The 17,449-nt window shown below is 72.6% G+C and carries 17 protein-coding genes; 5 read left to right on the forward strand and 12 right to left on the reverse strand.

Annotation, left to right across the window (positions count from 1 at the left end; genetic code table 11):
* Nucleotides 1–94: 94 nt before the first annotated feature.
* From NMN56_RS34420 to NMN56_RS34430, 3 genes are all read right to left on the reverse strand, one after another.
* Nucleotides 95–2,338, reverse strand: coding sequence for a protein kinase domain-containing protein (locus NMN56_RS34420; RefSeq protein ID WP_274047379.1), 2,244 nt, complete (start codon nt 2,336–2,338; stop codon nt 95–97).
* A 5-nt stretch (nt 2,339–2,343) separates the two neighbouring features.
* Nucleotides 2,344–3,387, reverse strand: a complete 1,044-nt coding sequence (locus NMN56_RS34425) for a serine/threonine-protein kinase (RefSeq protein WP_274047378.1) — start codon at nt 3,385–3,387, stop codon at nt 2,344–2,346.
* A gap of 314 nt (nt 3,388–3,701) precedes the next feature.
* A complete protein-coding gene (locus NMN56_RS34430) occupies nt 3,702–4,325 on the reverse strand; it encodes a TetR/AcrR family transcriptional regulator (protein ID WP_274047377.1) in 624 nt (207 codons plus the stop codon).
* 138 nt (nt 4,326–4,463) lie between these two features.
* On the opposite strand from NMN56_RS34430, the gene NMN56_RS34435 reads away from it, so the two are divergent.
* Complete coding sequence (locus NMN56_RS34435) at nt 4,464–5,429, forward strand: beta-ketoacyl-ACP synthase III (protein ID WP_274047408.1); 966 nt, start codon at nt 4,464–4,466, stop codon at nt 5,427–5,429.
* 22 nt (nt 5,430–5,451) lie between these two features.
* On the opposite strand, the gene NMN56_RS34440 is transcribed toward NMN56_RS34435, so the two are convergent.
* From NMN56_RS34440 to NMN56_RS34450, 3 genes are all read right to left on the reverse strand, one after another.
* Complete coding sequence (locus tag NMN56_RS34440) at nt 5,452–6,309, reverse strand: class I SAM-dependent methyltransferase (protein WP_274047376.1); 858 nt, start codon at nt 6,307–6,309, stop codon at nt 5,452–5,454.
* A 115-nt stretch (nt 6,310–6,424) separates the two neighbouring features.
* Complete coding sequence (locus NMN56_RS34445; protein WP_274047375.1) at nt 6,425–6,772, reverse strand: VOC family protein; 348 nt, start codon at nt 6,770–6,772, stop codon at nt 6,425–6,427.
* Nucleotide 6,773: 1 nt separating this feature from the next.
* On the reverse strand, nt 6,774–6,953 hold the full coding sequence (locus NMN56_RS34450; RefSeq protein ID WP_274047374.1) for a CopG family transcriptional regulator: 180 nt from the start codon (nt 6,951–6,953) through the stop codon (nt 6,774–6,776).
* 130 nt (nt 6,954–7,083) lie between these two features.
* On the opposite strand from NMN56_RS34450, the gene NMN56_RS34455 reads away from it, so the two are divergent.
* Nucleotides 7,084–7,524 carry an NUDIX hydrolase gene (locus NMN56_RS34455; RefSeq protein WP_274047373.1) on the forward strand — a complete coding sequence of 147 codons (441 nt, stop codon included), beginning with the start codon at nt 7,084–7,086 and terminating at the stop codon, nt 7,522–7,524.
* Between the two features lie 82 nt (nt 7,525–7,606).
* On the opposite strand, the gene NMN56_RS34460 is transcribed toward NMN56_RS34455, so the two are convergent.
* The gene (locus NMN56_RS34460) at nt 7,607–8,308 is read right to left on the reverse strand and encodes a DsbA family oxidoreductase (protein ID WP_274047372.1); all 702 of its coding nucleotides are present in this window, start codon (nt 8,306–8,308) and stop codon (nt 7,607–7,609) included.
* The gene (locus tag NMN56_RS34465) at nt 8,305–8,730 is read right to left on the reverse strand and encodes a quinone oxidoreductase family protein (RefSeq protein ID WP_274047370.1); all 426 of its coding nucleotides are present in this window, start codon (nt 8,728–8,730) and stop codon (nt 8,305–8,307) included. The genes NMN56_RS34460 and NMN56_RS34465 overlap by 4 nt, the downstream gene beginning before the upstream one ends.
* A 197-nt stretch (nt 8,731–8,927) precedes the next feature.
* On the opposite strand from NMN56_RS34465, the gene soxR reads away from it, so the two are divergent.
* Nucleotides 8,928–9,419, forward strand: coding sequence for a redox-sensitive transcriptional activator SoxR (soxR, locus tag NMN56_RS34470; RefSeq protein ID WP_274047368.1), 492 nt, complete (start codon nt 8,928–8,930; stop codon nt 9,417–9,419).
* Between the two features lie 63 nt (nt 9,420–9,482).
* Here the strand turns inward: soxR and NMN56_RS34475 are convergent, their stop codons facing one another.
* The 3 genes from NMN56_RS34475 to murJ form a co-directional block, all read right to left on the reverse strand.
* Complete coding sequence (locus NMN56_RS34475) at nt 9,483–10,445, reverse strand: carbohydrate kinase family protein (protein ID WP_274047366.1); 963 nt, start codon at nt 10,443–10,445, stop codon at nt 9,483–9,485.
* Between the two features lie 188 nt (nt 10,446–10,633).
* Nucleotides 10,634–11,407: an esterase/lipase family protein gene (locus NMN56_RS34480; protein WP_274047364.1), complete on the reverse strand. Its 774-nt coding sequence runs from the start codon at nt 11,405–11,407 to the stop codon at nt 10,634–10,636.
* A gap of 160 nt (nt 11,408–11,567) precedes the next feature.
* Complete coding sequence (gene murJ / locus NMN56_RS34485; protein ID WP_430542785.1) at nt 11,568–13,211, reverse strand: murein biosynthesis integral membrane protein MurJ; 1,644 nt, start codon at nt 13,209–13,211, stop codon at nt 11,568–11,570.
* Nucleotides 13,212–13,377: 166 nt separating this feature from the next.
* On the opposite strand from murJ, the gene NMN56_RS34490 reads away from it, so the two are divergent.
* The gene (locus NMN56_RS34490; RefSeq protein WP_274047362.1) at nt 13,378–14,433 is read left to right on the forward strand and encodes a helix-turn-helix domain-containing protein; all 1,056 of its coding nucleotides are present in this window, start codon (nt 13,378–13,380) and stop codon (nt 14,431–14,433) included.
* 106 nt (nt 14,434–14,539) lie between these two features.
* A complete protein-coding gene (locus NMN56_RS34495; protein WP_274047361.1) occupies nt 14,540–16,276 on the forward strand; it encodes a membrane-associated oxidoreductase in 1,737 nt (578 codons plus the stop codon).
* Nucleotides 16,277–16,547: 271 nt separating this feature from the next.
* Here NMN56_RS34495 and NMN56_RS34500 read toward each other — a convergent pair.
* Nucleotides 16,548–17,449: CPBP family intramembrane glutamic endopeptidase (locus NMN56_RS34500; RefSeq protein WP_283742534.1), on the reverse strand; the 902-nt coding region annotated here is incomplete at its 5' end.

The raw sequence follows: 17,449 nt of genomic DNA on the forward strand, positions 1-17,449 counted from the left end.
TGCCCCGGACCGTTGCGTGCGGGCCGGATGGACGGGGCGGCACCGTACGGGGCGGCACCGTACGGACGGTGACCACGCACCCGTACACGCCGGTTCACAGGAGGTCGAAGGCGGCGACGAAGCGGTCGCCCACGCCGATGATCACCCCGCTCTCCTCGTCGGCGACGAACCTGTCACCCGTGGTCTTGTACGTGCGCACGGTCTTACGGGAGGACAGCGCGACGGCGCGGAGGCCGGAGGGGCCGCGTACGTACGCGTGTTCCTTGGCGATCACGGGCGGGTCGGCAACGGCGGCCTTCGCCGCTTCGCCCTCGCCCGCGCCCTTCTCCCGCCACTTCCGCTTTCCGTCACCGGCATCGACGGCGCACAGCCCCTGGCCCTTCTCCACGGCGTACACGGCGCCGTCGACGGCGGCCGACGGGGGACCGAAGACGCCGCCGGCGCGCTTCGGGGCCGTGCTCCACGCCTCCTTGCCGTCGCTGAGCCGCAGGGCACGCAGGGCGCTGCCGCCGACGTAGAGGTGGTCGCCGTCCGTCCGCATCCGCCCCATGACGTCCACGGGGTCAGGGGCCGGGCCGGGGAACGGCTTGTTCCAGAGCGCCCTTCCGCTGCCGGTGTCGTGCGCGACGATGCTGACCTTCCCGTCGGCCGTCTGCTGGAAGAGCACCAGCCTGTCCCCGGCGACCTGCGCGGCGAGCACGTAGAGCCGCTCGCCTCCGGTGCGGGCAGGCAGCGGGCTGGTCCAGCGCTTCTTGCCGGTCTTCGCTTCGACCGCGAGGAGGGACCAGGTGTCACCGCGCTCGAACCGCTCACGCGACTTCTCCCCCTGGCCGGCGACCAGGTAGAGGACACCGTTCGCCGCGCACACGAGCTGGTTGAAGGGCAGGACGCCGTTGAACGTGCCGAGTTGGGCCAGCGCCTTCTTGCGCGAGCCGTCGTGGAGGTCGACGGGCGCGATGGTCAGGGGGAACCGCATGGCCTTCGGGCCCCTGTCCTTCTCCGCGTCCAGGTCCACCAGCCGGTAGAGGCGGTCTCCGTCCGAGGCGACGTCCTGGTCGGACTCGAAGTCCTCCGTCGACCAACGCGCCTTGCCGTCCCGGATCCCGATGCCCTGGAAGCCGACTCCCGAGCGGATGACGACGAGGCCGCCGGCGCGGAAGGGGTGGGCGGGCGACTTGTCGCCGTAACCCTTCACGATCTGCGACTGCCACCGCCAGTCGTGCTTCCCGCCCGAGGCGCTGACGCTGGGGCCGGGTGGCGGCTTCTTGTACGGCGCCGGCTCGTCGCGCGCCGCGCTGTACGCCCACGCACCCGCTCCCCCGGCGACGGCGAGCGCGGAGCCGCCACCGATCGCCAGCAGGCGCCTGCGGCTGAGCCCGCGTGCGGGGTGCGCTGGGTGCGCCGCCTCCGGTTCCGGTTCGCTGTCGGCGCGGGGTGGCGCGGGGAGCCGTGGAGGCGGGGCCTGCCACACCCCGCCGGCGCAGCGGCCGATCTCCGCGAGCAGCGCGCGCGGCAGGTGGTCGACGAACTCCCCTGCCCCGTCGTGCAGTTGGAGCATCAGCTCCTGCGTGGTCGGCCGTGCGGACAGGTCCTTGTCGAGGCAGCGGGCCAGCACGGGGACGAGGGCGTGGGGTACGCCGGTCAGGTCGGGTTCCGCGTACCGCACGCGGTACAGGAGATCGGCGGGCTGCCCGTCACCGAACGGGCCCCTCCCCGTCGCGGCGAACACCAGGACGCCGGCGAGCGCGAACACGTCGCCCTCGGGCGTGTGCTCCTGGCCCGACGCCTGTTCCGGCGACATGAAGGCCGGGGTGCCGGCGGCTGCGCCCGCGCGGGTCAGACGGTCGTCCCCGAGGGCACGTGCGATGCCGAAGTCGATGACCTTCGGACCGTGCGCTGTGACCATGATGTTGGACGGCTTCAGGTCGCGGTGCACCACGTCCGAACGGTGCAGCTGGCCGAGCGCTCCACAGAGGCCGGCGCCCACGGCGCGCACCGTCACCTCCGGCAGGGGACCCGCCAGTTCGACGGCGGCACCGAGCGGCGGCCCGAGCACGTACTCGGCGGCGAACCAGGGGGTGGGGGCCGCCACATCGGCGTCCACCACCTGCGCCCCGTACTGGCCCCCGATGACGCGGGCCGCGTCGACCTCCAGCCGGAAGCGGGTACGGAAGTCCGGGTCGGCGGCGATCCGCGCGTGCATCGTCTTGAGCGCGACCGTACGGCCCCCGCGCGAGCGGGCCAGGTAGACGGTGCCCATGCCACCGCTGCCCATCCGGGCCAGTAGCCGGTACGCACCGAACCCCTGCGGGTCGTCGTGGAGGAGAGAGGTGAGCATGCGCGTCAATCGTGGGAAGGGGCCGCCGTGCCCGGCGGAACCGACGAGGGCGGCGGGACCGACGGAGCTGGCGAGGGCGGTGGGACCGGTGGGGCTGGCGAGGGCGGCGAGGGCACGGTGTCCGGCACGGGGATGTCGGCGGCGAGCAGGACGGCGGACTGGCGTGCGAGCGCCGCGACCAGACGACCGGGCAGCCAGCCGGGGCCGGGCACCTCGGGTGTGCCCGGCGCGGTGGAGGCACCCGGCGCGGCGGAGAGGCCCGGCGTCCCGGGCATGTCCGGTGCGGCGGAGCCGAACGCTTCCAGCAGCCGGGCCGTTCCGGGGCGTGCGGCGGGGTCGCGGGCGAGGCAGGCCGTGAGGACGTCGCGCAGTACGGGCGGTATCTCGCCGCGTTCGGGAACGGTGTGCCCCGTGGCCGCGTAGGCGAGGGTCGCGCCGAGCGCGTGGATGTCCCCCGGCTGGCGAGGGTGGCCGCCCGCCGCCTGTTCCGGCGCGAGGCTGCCGGTCTCCAGCCCCGGCAGCCCGTACCGCGGCTCCCCGTCGGGCCCGGCGGCACGTACGGCGCCGAAACATGTGAGGCGCGGCCCTTCGGCCGTCAGCAGTACGGACGCCGGGGAGATCCCCGCGTGGGCGAGGCCCTGTCCGTGCACGACGGAGAGGGTGTCGGCGAGCGCGGCGCCGAGCACCCGCACGGTCGGCTCGGAGAGCGGACCGCCGAGCACGGCGAGGGCCATGGGCAGCGGCAGCGCGGGCTCGTAGGCACGTGCGTGCCAAGGTGCCTCGCCGGGTGGCGCGAGCCAGGTCGCGGGCGCCGTCCAGGTGCCGAGGAGGTAGCGCGACATCCCGGCCTCCGCCGCGAAGCGCCCGGGGTCGACGCCGGGGTGCGGAACGCAGACCAGAACGGTGTCGCCGTCGGAGCCACGGGCGAAGAAGCGCCTCTCGGGCACGGGTGGCGGCGGCCCGTAGAGGGCGCCGTGCTCGTCGTCGAGGCAGGCGATGACCGTGTACGGCCCTATATGGCGCGGGACTTCCCCGCCCGCCGCTTTCATGTGCGTGAACCCCCCTGTCGGCTGCGGGGGACGACACTACTAGCCCCTCCCGCACCGGCCGAGAGCGGCTGAGCGCCCCGGATCACCGGCCCTGAGCGTGCCCGTTCGTCCGCTTACGTCCCCGTACGCGGTGACGCGGCGGCGGCCAACTCCCGGCTGGGCAGGGGCCGTTCGGACCGCCGACCGTCCAAGCGCGCCCCTCGCACGGCACCCCCGCGGACAGCGCCAGGCAACGGACAGCGCCAGGCAACGGGCAGCACCCGGCAATGGACAGTGCCGGGCCCGGCGGGAGGGCCCGGCGCGAAGCTCCGGGCTCAGTTCCCGGTGCGGGACGCCGTGCCGAGCAGGCGGTCGAGGGCCCGGCGGGTGCGGGCGGGGGCCGTGGCGTCGGCGAAGAGCTGGAGTTCCTGGTTGAGGCCCAGATAGAGCCCGTGCATCTCGAACGCGACCTGTTCGGGCTCGGTGCCGGGAGGCAGCTCGCCCGCGTCGACGGCGATACGGAGGTCGTTGACGAGGATGCGCCGCGCCCGCAGCAGGAAGCGGGCCACGGTGTCGTGCACGGGGCCGCCCCGCGCGTCGAACTCCATGGAGGCGGTGACGAAGAGGCATCCGCCGGGGAACGCCGTCCGCTCCTCGTGGAGGTACACGATCCACGCCTCGCAGAACGCGCGCAGCCGCGTCAGCCCCGGCGGCAGCTCCGCGACCGGCTCCCACACGAGCCGCGAGAAGAGGCCCGAGGCGCCGTAGAGCGCGGCGAGCTGGAGCGCCTGCTTGGTACCGAAGTGGCCGAGCACGCCCGCTTTGCTCATGCCCAGGTCGGAGGCGAGACGCCCGATGGTCAGGCCCTCCAGCCCCTCGACGGAGCCGATCGCGACGCTGCGCTCGATGATCCGCTCCCGGGTTCTGCGGGCCTCGGCGACGGACTTGCGTGGGCTCATGGCGGCCATGATATCGGGCACCCGTGCATTTAACTTCCGATCGGTCGGTTGCTATATTCCCCGGCAACCGCGATCACCACGATCACCGCGATCACCGCGATCACCGCGATCACCGCCGCAGCCGAGGAGAGCCGCACCATGCCGGGAACCCGTATCGCCGCGCTGGGTCATTACCAGCCGGACCGCGTCCTGACCAACGACGACCTGGCGGAGATCGTCGAAACCAACGACACCTGGATACGGCAGCGCACCGGCATCGTGACACGGCATCTCGCCGACGAGGAGTCCGTCGCCGACATGGCAACGGCCGCGGCGGGCAAGGCGCTCGCCGCCTCCGGGCTCACGCCGTCCGACATCGGGATGGTCGTCGTCGCCACCTGCTCGGCCATGGACCGCTGCCCGAGCAACGCGGCGCAGGTCGCGGGGCGGCTCGGCATCCCCTCGGCCGTGGCCTTCGACCTCAACAACGGCTGCGCCGGCTTCTGTACGGCACTCGCGTCCGCCTCCCACAGCGTCGCCGCGGGCGCGGCGCGGCACGCGCTCGTCATCGGCGCCGAAAAGATGTCCGACGTCACCGACTGGAGCGACCGCAGCACCTGCGTCCTCCTCGGTGACGGCGCGGGGGCCGCCGTCGTCAGCGCGACAACCGACCCGGCAGCCCTCACCCCCGGTACCGAGGCGATCGGCCCCGTCGTATGGGGCTCCGACCCGACCAGGGGGCAGGCCGTACGCCTCCTCGACGCGTGGCAGCCCCGCTTCGCGCAGGAGGGCCAGGCCGTCTTCCGCTGGGCGACGGCCGAGCTGCCCGGCATGCTGCGCGAGACCTGTGAACGGGCCGGGCTCGCGCCCTCCGACCTCGCGGGCGTCGTCACCCACCAGGCCAACCTGCGCATCATCGAGGCCGTCGTCCGCCCGCTCGGCCTCCCCGACCACGTGGTGATCGGCCGCGACATCGTGGACTCCGGCAACACCTCGGCCGCCTCGGTCCCGCTCGCGCTGTCCAAGATGACCGAACGCGGCGAACTGCCTTCCGGCGGCCCCGTCCTGCTCTTCAGCTTCGGCGGCGGCATGTCCTGGGCCGGCCAGGTCGTCCGCTGCCCCTGAGCGAGCCGGAGGGGGCGGCGCTTCAGGTGGTGGCCACCACCAGGTCCTCTCCGCTCGACGGGCGCAGGCCGTCGCTCCGGCCTGCGAAGTAGCGTGCGGCCAGCGTGGTTCCCGCGACGTGCTGGGCGTCCTTGAAACCGGACTCGCGGGCCAGCGCCAGAATCTCGTGCGGGGCGTAGAAGCTGATGAACGGCGTTCCTGACGCCTGCGCCCGTGGCTTGGTCGCCTCAAAAGCGGGGCGGTCGGCGGCGTCGACGAGTTCGGTCGGCAGCATGAACGTCATGGCGAGCGTCGAGCCGGGCGCGAGCCCGGCGAGGCGGCGCAGGGTCGCCCCGGTTGCCTCTTTGGTGAGGTACATCGTGACGCCGGTGCACACGACGACCGCAGGCAGCCGGGGGTCGAACCCCGCCTCGGACAGCTGCTCCCACCAGTCCCCGCCGGCCTCGAAGTCGACCGGCACCAGGCGCAGCCAGTCGGGAACCCCGTAGCCAAGGTCGGTCAGGCGCCGCCGCTTCCACGCCTGGGTCTCGGGCTGGTCGATCTCGAAGACCCGTACGCGGGAGGCGAATTCCGGCCTGCGCTGGACGAAGGTGTCCAGTCCCGCACCCAGGACGACGTACTGGGTGACGCCCTGGCCGATCTGCTCGGCGACCAGGTCCTCGATGAAGCGTGCGCGGGCCACGATGGCCGCCCGGAACCCGCTCGTGCCGCGCGGATCCATGTCGGGGCGCTCCCTCCACCCCTCGCCGGGGGCCGCCAGCCGCAGGCCGATGTCGTCTTCGAGCACGTGCGGCGGCGGGTCGACCTGTACGTGCATCGCCCGCCAGAGTGCGACCCGCACCGCGGTGCTGTCGGGCACCCCGCTCTGTTCGTCCGCCACGTCGTCCCTCTCCCTACGGTCGGTTCCGAACGGCCGGCTCCTGGCCGGCCGTTCGGTGGTCAGCTCTTGCCGGTCGGCTCTCGCCGTTCGACTCTTGGTGGTCAGCTCTCGCCGATCAGCTCTTGGCGGGCGGTGCCTGGAGGCTCCACAGCCGGCCGTCGGGGTCGCGGACGGTCATCTCCCTGGTCCCGTAATGGGTGTCCTCGAACGGCGTGACCACCTCGACGCCGGAATCGGCGCCGAACGGCTTCTCGTCGGCCACGTTCAGCACGATCCGCGTGTCCGTCTCCTGGTCCTCGGGGACCTCGGCGATGAACACGAAGGGCCCGTCGCCCTTGCGCAGCTGGCCGGAGCTGTGGTCGGTCGCGAACTCCAACTCGAAGCCCAGCGTCTGGAAGAACTTCGCCGCCTTGCCCCAGTTGTGGGTCGTCAGGAACACGGCCTCGATACCTTCGGTCGCCATTTCAGGACTCCTCATCAGACGGTTGCTGTCGCTGCCCCTGGGTGTCGTCGAGGTAGGCGCGCAGGGCGTTCGCCGTCACCGCCGACAGGGACAGGCCCGACTCGATGGCGTGGTACTTGACCTGCTTGATCAGCCCCAGGGGCAAGTACACGTTGAACTGCTTGACCTCTTCGTCACTCACGGAGCGAGGCTAACATGCTAGCAATCTAGTGAGCTAGCCTTCCCGTCTCACGCCCAGGGCCCCAGATCCCCCGTACTCGACCCCCGTCCCCCGGCCACCGACCCCTGGCCAGCGCTGGAACAATCGCCGCATGGATGATCAGCGCATGGCCCCGCAGACGGATCAGACCCCGCGGAAGCACGAGGAACTGGTGGTCGCCGCCGTCGCCGTGCTGCGCGAGGGACGCTTGCTGGTCGTCAGCAAGAAGGCGGCTCCGGACTTCTTCTACCTGCCGGGCGGCAAACCGGAGCCCGGCGAGAACGCGCGTGAGGCCATGACCCGCGAGGTGCGCGAGGAACTCGGCGTGAGGCCGCTGGACGTCGCCCCGCTCACGGAGGTACACGCGACAGCGGCGCTGGAGGGCGTACCGATGCGGATGACCGTCTTCACCGCCACCCTCGACGGCGAGCCCGCACCCGCCGCCGAGATCGCAGCCCTGCACTGGACCGACGGCACCGAAGCCCCGCCCTTCACCCTGGCCCCCGCCGTACGCGACCACGTACTGCCACTGCTGGCCGGCCGCACGCTCTGAACGGGGCAGACGGGGCAGACGGGGCAGACGGGGCAGGAGCGGCCGGGGCCGCGCGTGCGCTGCGGGGCCAAGGGGCGGGGGCTTACGAGGGCCGCTCCCCGGAGGGTGAGGGCCGCTCCCCGGAGAGGAGCGCGCGGAGTTCGTCCGTGGTCAGTGCGCCGGAGGCGGTGGCGTGGGGGCCGACGCGGTAGGCGGGTACGGCGGTCACCCCGGCTTCCGTGGCGAGAGCCCTGTCGGCGCGTACCGCGTCCGCGTACGCGTCGCCGCGCCACAGGTCTTCGGTCTCCGCACGGTCGAGCCCGGCCGTGACGGCCCGTTCGGTGAGGACAGCTCGGTCGGCGATGTTGGCCAGCGCGACGTGATACGCGTCGAAGAGCTGTTCCAGCATCGGGTCGGTGAGCCCGTGGGTGGCGGCGAGCTTGAGGAGGCGATGGGCGTCGAAGGTGTTCACCGGGCGCACCTCGCCGGTGCGCAGGGCGAGTCCTTCCGCGTACCCCTCGTCGGTGATCCGCGCGAAGATCGAGGCGACCTGGGCCGAGGGCAGGCCCCAGTCGGTCCGCATGATCTCTTCCAGCGTGCGCCCGGGGGTACGGGAGTGTCCGGGCCGCAGCTCGAACGCGCGCCAACGGACCCGGGTCGTGTCGGCGAGCGGCGACGCGGCGAGGGCACGGTCCCACCGGCGCTTGCCCAGATAGCACCAGGGGCAGGCGATGTCGGCCCAGATGTCCACGGTCACCGTCGAGGACACGTTCCCGGCCGGGGACGCGCTCTCGGTCCGGCTCACTGAGCGGCTCCGACCTCGGTCAGCGCGATGTGCGCGGTCTGTGCCCCCGCGCTGAATCCGCCCGCCACCTCCCACGGCATACCGGCGGGCTTGGCGGTGACCTGGTCCGCGCCGGCCACGACGTACTCCGCACAGCCGTTCAGCATGCCGAAGCCGAGCACCTCGTCGCCGAGCGCGAAGCCGGTCGCCCCGTCCCCGATCTGGTCGATGACACCGGCGAACTCGTTGCCCGGAATCCTCGGGAACCCGGGGCCCGTTCCGGGCAGGACGAACCCCTGCACCACGGCGATGTCGAACGGCTGCACGCCCGCTGCCCGCACCCGGACCCTGACCTGCCCGGCCCCCGCCTGTGGCTCCGCCACGTCGATCAGCTTCAACGCCTCCGGCCCGCCCGGCGCCAGGATTCCCGCTGCCTTGCTCATGCCCGCCCTCACTTCGTCTCGTCGCCGCCGCCTCGTCGCCGCGCGGCTGCGCCACCGCGTGGTTTCGCCGCTGTGCGGCTCCCTCGCCGCCCGGTTTCGCTGGCGTCCGGTTTCGAGGTCGCGTTCAGGACGCTAAAAGCTCCAGTAAGGTAGAGGTCAAGTCGATCCAGGTCATCGCCTTGTAGGAGGGTCCTCCCGTGCCACGTGCTGCCTCTTGGCGGGACAAGGAGTTCAGCATCGGCCAGCTCGCCGCCCGCAGCGGCACGGCCGTGACCGCGCTGCGCTTCTACGAGGCCGAAGGGCTGATCACTAGCACGCGGAACGGCGGCAACCAGCGGCGCTATCCCCGCGACGCCCTGCGCCGCATCGCCCTGATCCGGGTCGGCCAGCGCGTCGGCATCCCGCTCGCCACGATCCGCGAAGCACTCGCGTACCTGCCCGAGGACCGGGTGCCGAACCGTAAGGACTGGGCGCTGCTCGCCGACAGTTGGCGGGCCGAACTCGATGAGCGCATCACGGCGCTTCAGCAACTCCGCGACCAGTTCACGGACTGCGTCGGCTGCGGATGCCTCTCCATCGACCGGTGCGCCATGGCCAACCCGCGCGACGAACTGGGCCGGCACGGCACCGGGCCGCAACGGCTGCGCCAGGGCCCAACGGCTGCGCCGGCGTCTGCGACCGGGCGCTAGCGTCTGCGACTGGGGCCGGCGCTCGTGTTCGGTCCGGCCCCGCTGGGGCTCCCGCCGCGACTCTTAATCCGCTTCCGCTTCCGCTCCCTCCTCCGGGAGGTCAGCGGCCCACGGCGGGTTCGCGCCGCGTACGGAGACGACGGCCGCCGCCACCCGGGTGCCGAACGCGAGGGCGTGCGTGACCTGTTCCGGCGTCAGTCCGTCCAGGCGGCCCCCGAGTGCGCCGGCCGCGTGCAGTGCGTGCAGGAAGCCGGCCATGAACGAATCACCTGCGCCGACCGTGTCGACGACGCGGGTGCGCGGGGCGTCCACGCTCATCCGTAGGCCGTCCAGCGAGGCGAAGACGCCGTCGCCGCCCAGCGTGACGACGACCAGCCGGGCCCCGTCGCCGTGGAAGATGTCCGCCGCCTCTTCCGGCGAGGCGCCGGGGCGCAGATGGGCGAGGTCGTCGTCCGACAGCCGCAGCACGTCCGTCGCTGCGCACCAGCGGGGCAGCGCCTCCCGGTACACGGCCGGATCGACCAGCAGGGGGCGCACGTTCGGGTCGAGGGAGATCGTCGTACGCGGGCTCACCTCGTCGAGAAGCCGCTCGACGGCCGCGGCGCCCGGCTGCTGTACGAGCGCAAGGGAACCCGTGTGCAGGCAGGCCATCGGTTCGGCCGTCGCCGCCTTCAACTCCGCCTCGGTCCACTGCCAGTCGGCCGTGCCCGCTGCGTGGAAGGAGTAGTCGGCGCGGCCCTCGTCGTCCAGGCTCGCCACCGCGAGTGTGCTCGGTTCAGCCGCCGCCACCGCCCGTGTCAGGTCCACGCCCGACTGCGCCAGGTGCCCGCGGAACAGACGGCCGAACACGTCGTGCGACAGGCGGCCGAGGAAGCGGGTGGGTGTGCCCAACCTGGCCAGCGCGACGGCCGTGTTGGCGGGGCCGCCGCCCGCGTGGGTGTCGAGCGAGAGCGCTGACGTGCGCGTCTCGGTGACGAACGTGTCGGCCACGCACTCGCCGAGCACGGCGAGGGAACGGTCGGACATGGAGACCCCTTTCGTGTGGTCCCCCCACCATGCCCCGTGCCTGTGCCGCCGTGCGGCCCGGATGGGGATGTGTGATCGATCCGCCGGACGGGCCCGGCGAGCTCCGCCGCTGCAACCGGCTCAGTTCGACCGATTCCGCGTGCTCCGCCGGTTCGGCCGGCCCAACCGGCTCAGTTCCGCCGGTTCGCCTACCCGCGCTCGTTCAGGAACGCGTGTACGGCGCGGTACACGGACTCGTCACCGATCAGCTCGACGTGTCCGAGCGCGCCGGGCACACGGTGGTTGGCGGCGCCTTCGAGGGGCGTGGAGGCCGCCGGCACGATCTCGTCGGCCTCGGAGCGCCATGTCGCGTACCGGACGGGTCCCGGGGTCGGGTCGCCGGAGTTGAGCGCACGCAGGAAGGGCGCGTCACGCGCCATCTCACACGCGTCCGTGGCGGCGGCGGGCCCGCATCCTTCCGTGAGGGGCGTGTCCATGCCCCTGTTGGGCCCCGCGATCCCCGCGAACTCCCTCACGTGCGCGGTGCCGCCGAGGTGTGTGAGGTAGTGCCGGGCCGAGAGGTTGCCCATGGAGAAGGCGACGAGGTCGACCTTGCCTGCGCCCGTTTCCTCCTTGAGCCGGGTGACGGCTTCCGCGACGGCGCGTGCGTTGGCGGCGTTGCGCCGCCCGGCACTCACGTCCACGGCGACGGTGTGCTCCTGCGCGTAGCCGTCCCGCGCGAACCAGCCGCGGAAGGTGTCCCAGTCGGCGGGACTGCCGCCGAGACCGTGCACGAGGACGACGGGGTCGGCCCTCTTGCCCGTACGGGTGTCGGCGCTCGTGCCCGTACGGGTGTCGGCGCTTGCGTCGGGGTCACGCTCTCGTTCGGATGCGGCGCCGCATCCGGTCAGCAGCGCGGCGAGGGCGCTCGCCAGTAGCGCGGTGCGTTTTCCGCGTGCGGGACGCACTGGGCGTGCGGGCATTGCGTGAACACCTCCCTGTGGCGGGAGTTCGAGTGTGGCAGGTGGTGCGGGGGCACGTCCGTGCCGGGAAAGGGGCGGTGCCCCTGGCCGGGTTGTACGGGGTGCGGGGTGCGGGTGGGGTGTGGCTTGGCGTGCGGTTCCCCGCGCCCCTTCGGGGCGCTCAGCGGCGGCGGACCTCGGGGATCTTCAGGAGGCGGGTGAGGGCGAAGTAGGCCAGGGCCAGGGTGAGGACGCCCGCTGCCAGGGCCAGGGCCGTGGGCCCGGTTCCGGTGCCGAGCGACTGCGCGCACGCGCGGGTGGCGGCCCAGCCGAGCGCGGCGGACAGCGCGGCGGCGAGCATCAGCTTCGCGTAGCCGCCGGTCAGGGACCCTGCCGGGTCGATACGGGAGCCCAGTCGCCGCCGCAGCCGCCATACGGTGAGGCCGAGTCCGGCAGCGTAGGAGAGCGTGTAGGCGGCTGCCATGCCGACGACCGCCCAGCGTGCGGGGAGCGTCAGGTGGCAGACGGTGGCCAGGGCGATGTTGACGGCCGCCGTCCAGGCGGTCATCCAGAACGGGGTGCGGGTGTCCTCGAAGGCGTAGAACCCGCGCAGCAGCAGGTACTGCACGGAGAAGGGGACGAGCCCGAGCCCGAACGCCTGGAGCATCTGCCCCAGCGGCAGCGCCGACTCGGCGTCGGAGGCGCCGTGCGCGTACAGCAGGGACGCGATCTGCGGGCCCAGCGCGAGGAAGAGGAAAGCGGTGGGGACGATGACGACGCCGGACAGCCGCAGCGCCCGCGTCAGATCGCCGCGCAGCTCGGTGAGACGCCCCTCGGCAGCGGCGCGGCTCATGCGCGGCAGCATCGCCGTGACCAGTGAGACGGTGACGATGGACTGGGGCAGCATCCAGATGGTCTGCGCGTATGTGTAGGCGGAGTAACCGACGCCGTCGTGCGGGAGTTTCTGGTCGGCGGCGTTGGCGTAGTTGGTGACGACGGTCAGCGCGACCTGGTTGGCGAGGACGTACAGCAGCGTCCACTTCGCGGCGTGCGCGCTCTTGCCGAGCCCCGTGCCCCGCCAGTCGAAGCGCGGCCGGAAACGGAAGCCGGTGGCGCGTACGAACGGGACCAGCGCGAGGGCCTGCAGCGCGATGCCGCACGTGGTGCCGAGCCCCAGCAGCCACACCTGCGTCCCGGTGATGTCCTCGACCCGGTCGGGCAGGGTCATCATCCCGAGGTAAGCGGCGAACATGCCGATCAGCACGGCGTTGTTCAGTACCGGCGTCCACATCATCGCGCCGAACTTCTCGCGCGCGTTGAGCACTTGGCCGAGCATGCCGAAGACGCCGTAGAAGAAGATCTGTGGCAGCAGGAAGCGCGCGAAGACGACGGTCAGTTGGAACGCCTCGTGGTGTGACGGGCTGTCGCGCATGTAGAGGCTGACGATCTGCGGCGCCAGCCACACCGCGAGTACGGTGCCCACGGCGAGCACGCACAGCACGAGCGTCACCAGCCGCTGCTCGTACGCCCTGCCGCCGTCCGCTTCGGTCGCCCGCGCCCGCACGAGCTGCGGTACGAGTACGGCGTTGAGTGCCCCGCCGATCAGCAGCGTGTAGAGGCTGGTCGGCACGGTGTTGGCGGTGTTGTACGTACTGGCAAGCAGCCCCGTTCCGAGGGCCGCCGCCTGGAGCACGTTGCGGATCAGCCCGGTGGCCCGCGAGACAACGGTGCCGACGGCCATCAACAACGAGGCCCGCGCCAGCCCACGGCCACCCTCCTCCGCGGCGCCCGCGCCACCCTGCTTCTTCTTGATCCCCACCGTCATCGGCACAACCTACGCGGAACAGATCACGGAGCGTAAATCCGGCCCGCCGACGTGCGGGCTTGCCGCCCCGGGCAGCACTTCGCGGAAGCGGGGGATGTCCAGTTCCGTCGGCTTGTTGTCCTGTTCCGCCTTTGTTGGACCGGGTGGGACCGATGACTATGTAGGCGTGGACGCGGACGAGGTGGACGAGTTCGACCTGCGGGGCGTGTGTGACACCCCGGGCCTGGTCGATCTGTTGCGGAAGCTGAAGCAGCGGTCCGGCCTGACCCTGCGCGAGCTGGAGGAACGGGCACGCGCACGCGGAGTGTTCCTGGCCCGCAGCACGGTCAGCGACATGCTCCGCGGTACGCGCCTGCCGAGCAGGGAGACCCTCGCCGCTTTCGTCCGGGCCTGCGGTGCACCCGAAACCGATGTCCACGCCTGGCTGGAGGCCAGGCAACGCGCCGAGGATGGCGTACGGCCGTCCGATCAGGCGCCGGCGCCTGACCCCGCCGACGCCGCCGGGACAGTGCGGACCCGCTCAAAGGCGGTGGCCCCGCGGCTCGGCCGGCTGCGACTGGCCCGGTCGTGGGCCCTGGCAGGAGCGGTGACGACGAGCCTGGTCGCCGTCACCGCGTGGGCGCTCTCGGCGGCCGTCGAGCCCTCTTCCCCCTCCGCAGCCTCTTCCCGCTCCTCGGCCTCCCCGGCCTCCTCACCGACGGCTGACCGCAGCACGGATTCCGCGGCCCGGAAGTCCTTGCGTGGCTTCGCGGAGATCCGCCCGGCCCGCACACCCCACCTGTGTCTCACCGAGGGCCGGGACACCCGGGGCGAATACCGGAACGCCGTCGCCGCCCAACTCCCCTGCGAAGAAGCCAGACCGCCCCATACGTACCTCAGGCCCGTCGACACCGCCGCGTCGTCGACGCCGTACTTCATCGAGTGGCAGCACCCGCAGCACGGCCGGGGCTGTCTGACCCAGCGGCGCAAAGGTCCTGGCCAGGACCTGCTGGAACCGTGGCCGTGGAAGAGCTGCGACGACACCCGCGCCTACCAGCACTTCCGCATCGAGCCCGTCGGCCCGCCCCGAAAGGCGACGGGCATGCGCTACCGCCTCCGCCTGGAGGGCACCCGGGACTGCGTGGGCCTGCGCGACGACTCCACCGAAACCGGGGCCGACATGACGGTTGAACCCTGTAGCGGGGCACCGGACCAGGAGTTCCTGATCAGCGCCGCGGCCTGAGCGTCCCGCACGGACCGCGGCACGAGCACCGCGTTGAGGCGAGGGGGAAGTCGCGGCCCACACGGGGGCGTTGACAGCGCGTACGGGGGCACACCATCGTGCGGCGATGGTGATCACGGATCTCACGTCCGACGAGCAGCGTGTGCACGACGCGTTCGCTGACGGAACCCCCGTCGACCTCGAAGGCGGCAGTGTGCGTGCCACCGTCCTGCGCGCGATGCTGCTCGCCGAGGCGCCACGCGCGGGCACCGTACCCGGGCTGTGGCTGAGCCGTGCGCGCGTCACCGGGTGCCTGGATCTCGCGCACGGCACCGTCGCGCACCCCGTACGGCTCCTGGACTGCGAGTTCACCGAGCGGCCCCATCTGTACGGGGCCGGCGTCAGACAGCTCGACCTGTCCGGCTCCCGGCTCCCCGGCCTGCTCGCGGCGCATCTCCACGTGGAGGGGGTGCTCCGGCTCAGCCGCTGTCACCTCACCGGGCCCCTCCGTCTCAGCAGCGCGCGGCTCGCCGGCTCCCTGTTCCTCGACGGCGTACGAGGCGCCCGCGTACGGCTGGACGGCGCCGAGGTGCACGACGCCTTGATCCTCGAAGACGCCCGGTTGGCTTCCCCGGAGCCCGACGAGGCGCAGCCCGACGAGCCGCCCGACGAGGTGCAGCGCGGCGAGCTGCGGCGCGGCGGATCGGGAGCGGGATCGGGCTCGGGAGCGGGAGCGGCGGCAGGCACCGGCGAACCCGTGCTCAGCGCCGTCAACACCCGTATCGGCGGCGGCGTCAACGCGGTCCGCCTCACCGCACACGGCGGCGTGCTCCTCACCGGAGCGCGCGTCGAAGGCACCCTCAACCTCGAACACGCGCACCTGGTCCCGGGGCCCGGGGGCGAGGCTCTTGTCGCGCCCGTCCTCACCGTCAGCCTCGACCTCCTCTGCAACGGTCTGCGCGCTGAGGGCGAGGTCCGCCTCTCCCGTTCCCGCGTCGGCGGGCGCCTCAACCTCGAAGACGCCCACCTCAGCGGCCCCGGGCACACGGCGCTGCGCCTGAGCGGTATGACCGTCGGCGCCGGGGTGTGGGCGCCCGGGCTCCGCAGCGAAGGACGCCTCACACTGCGCGACGCACAGGTCACAGGGCCCTGCGTACTGACGGGCTCCCGGCTCTCCGGCACCGGCCGCCCCGCGCTCGTCGCCGACGGCGCCGTTCTCGGCGAACTGCGCCTGCGCAACGCGGAGTTCGTCTCCGGCGGGATCTCGCTGCGCGGCGCCACCTGCACCACCCTGCACCTCGCCGCCGACGCCTGGCCCGACGAGGTGCGCCTCGACGGCTTCACCTATCAGGCGCTCTCCCCCCACCTGCCGCCGGCCGTACGGCTGGGCCTCCTCGCCAGGGAGGCCACGGGCCATGTCCCGTACGCCTACGAACAGTTGACGGCCGCCTACCGGCGCGCGGGCGACGAGACGGCGGCCCGCACCGTTCAGCTCGCCAAGCACCGCCACCACCGCTCCACCCTCCCCCGCCACGCGCGCCTCTGGGGCGTCCTCCAGGACGCGACCGTCGGCTACGGCTACCGCCCCCTGCGCGCGGCCGGCTGGCTGCTGGCCCTCCTCGCGACGGGCACCGTCGTGTACGCGCTCCATCACCCGGCGCCGCTCAAGCCGCCCGAGGCCCCCGTCTTCAACCCGCTCTTCTACACGCTCGACCTCCTGTTGCCCGTCGTCGGATTCGGCCAGGAGAGCGCGTTCCGCCCGGCCGGCCCGCTCCAGTGGCTCGCCCACACCCTCACCGTCCTCGGCTGGGTCCTCGCCACCACGGTCCTCACAGGCGCCACCCGCACCCTGGCCCGCCCCTGAACCGCGGCCTGCCCTCTGCGGTGGCTACTTCGTTCCCGAGTTCGGCCCCGAACGCGGCGCTGCCGGGCGGGAGGACGGCCCCGCTGTGGGCCCGTACGACCGGAGCAGGTCGCTGGAAGCCCGCATGCGGGCAGCGGATGAAGCGGGTTGCGGTACCGCCACCCGCTCGTGAGCGAACGGCCGTCGTCGCCGCACCGGAGGAGGGGACGGGCGGGGACTCCCCCTGTCCGTCCCCTCCGGGGCGTAGCGGCGGGTATGCGGGTGACGGCCGTCAGACCCGGGCGGTTTCGTCCGGCTGAGAGGCGGCCGGACGGGAGGCAGTCGGGCTCGCGGGAGTGAGGGTGGCGGCCGTGGGGTTGTGCGCGGAGTTGTCCGTGGGGCGGGTCGTGGCCAGGAGGAGCACGACGATGATGGCCTGGACTCCGATGATCAGGGCCTGTGTCACGGGTGCTTCGACGCCCGTCAGGATCATCGTCGTGTTGACCGCGAAGTGCACCGCCATCGCCGCGACGACTCCGGCGCGTTCGTAGGCGTAGGCGGTCAGCATGGCCATCGGGACGGCGCTGACGGCGAAGAGCACGCCGCTCGGGCTGTTCAGGCCCAGTCCGTTCTGGACGGTGCCGTTGATGAAGAACAGCGGCAGGTGCCATACGGCCCAGATGACGCCCAGCACCACGCCGACCTGGAAGCGGCCCATCGAGGCGCGCATCCTCGGGTAGGCCGTACCCCGCCAGCCCGGCTCCTCGGACAGCGGGCCGGAGATCACCATGCTGACGAGGAACGCCGCAGGCCCGCCGGCGTCCTTCATGACGCCCTTCACGTCGTCCAGGCTCAGCGCGGGTTCACCCGCCGCGTACGCCAGCAGCACGGCCGCCAGCACCGTCGCCGAGGCAAGCACCATCAGCAACGGCGCCAGGAGAAGGGTCTTCCTGCGGAATCTCACCACGTGTTCGGGAACGGGTTCGCCGCGTCGGACGCGGCGTATCCGGATCACCAGGGCGGCTATCAACGGGCCGAAGGCGCCGAAGAGATAGGGCAGGACCGTCGGCGCGGTCATCGCCGAGCCACCGATACCGATCGCCGCGAACCACGACGCCCAGCTCACGAGGAAGGCGAGCGCCATGAACAGGATCAGCTCACTCCGGTGACTGCCGCGCGGGGCCGTGGAGGGGG

This window comes from Streptomyces iconiensis (genome assembly GCF_028657195.3).
Classification (GTDB): Bacteria; Actinomycetota; Actinomycetes; order Streptomycetales; family Streptomycetaceae; genus Streptomyces; species Streptomyces iconiensis.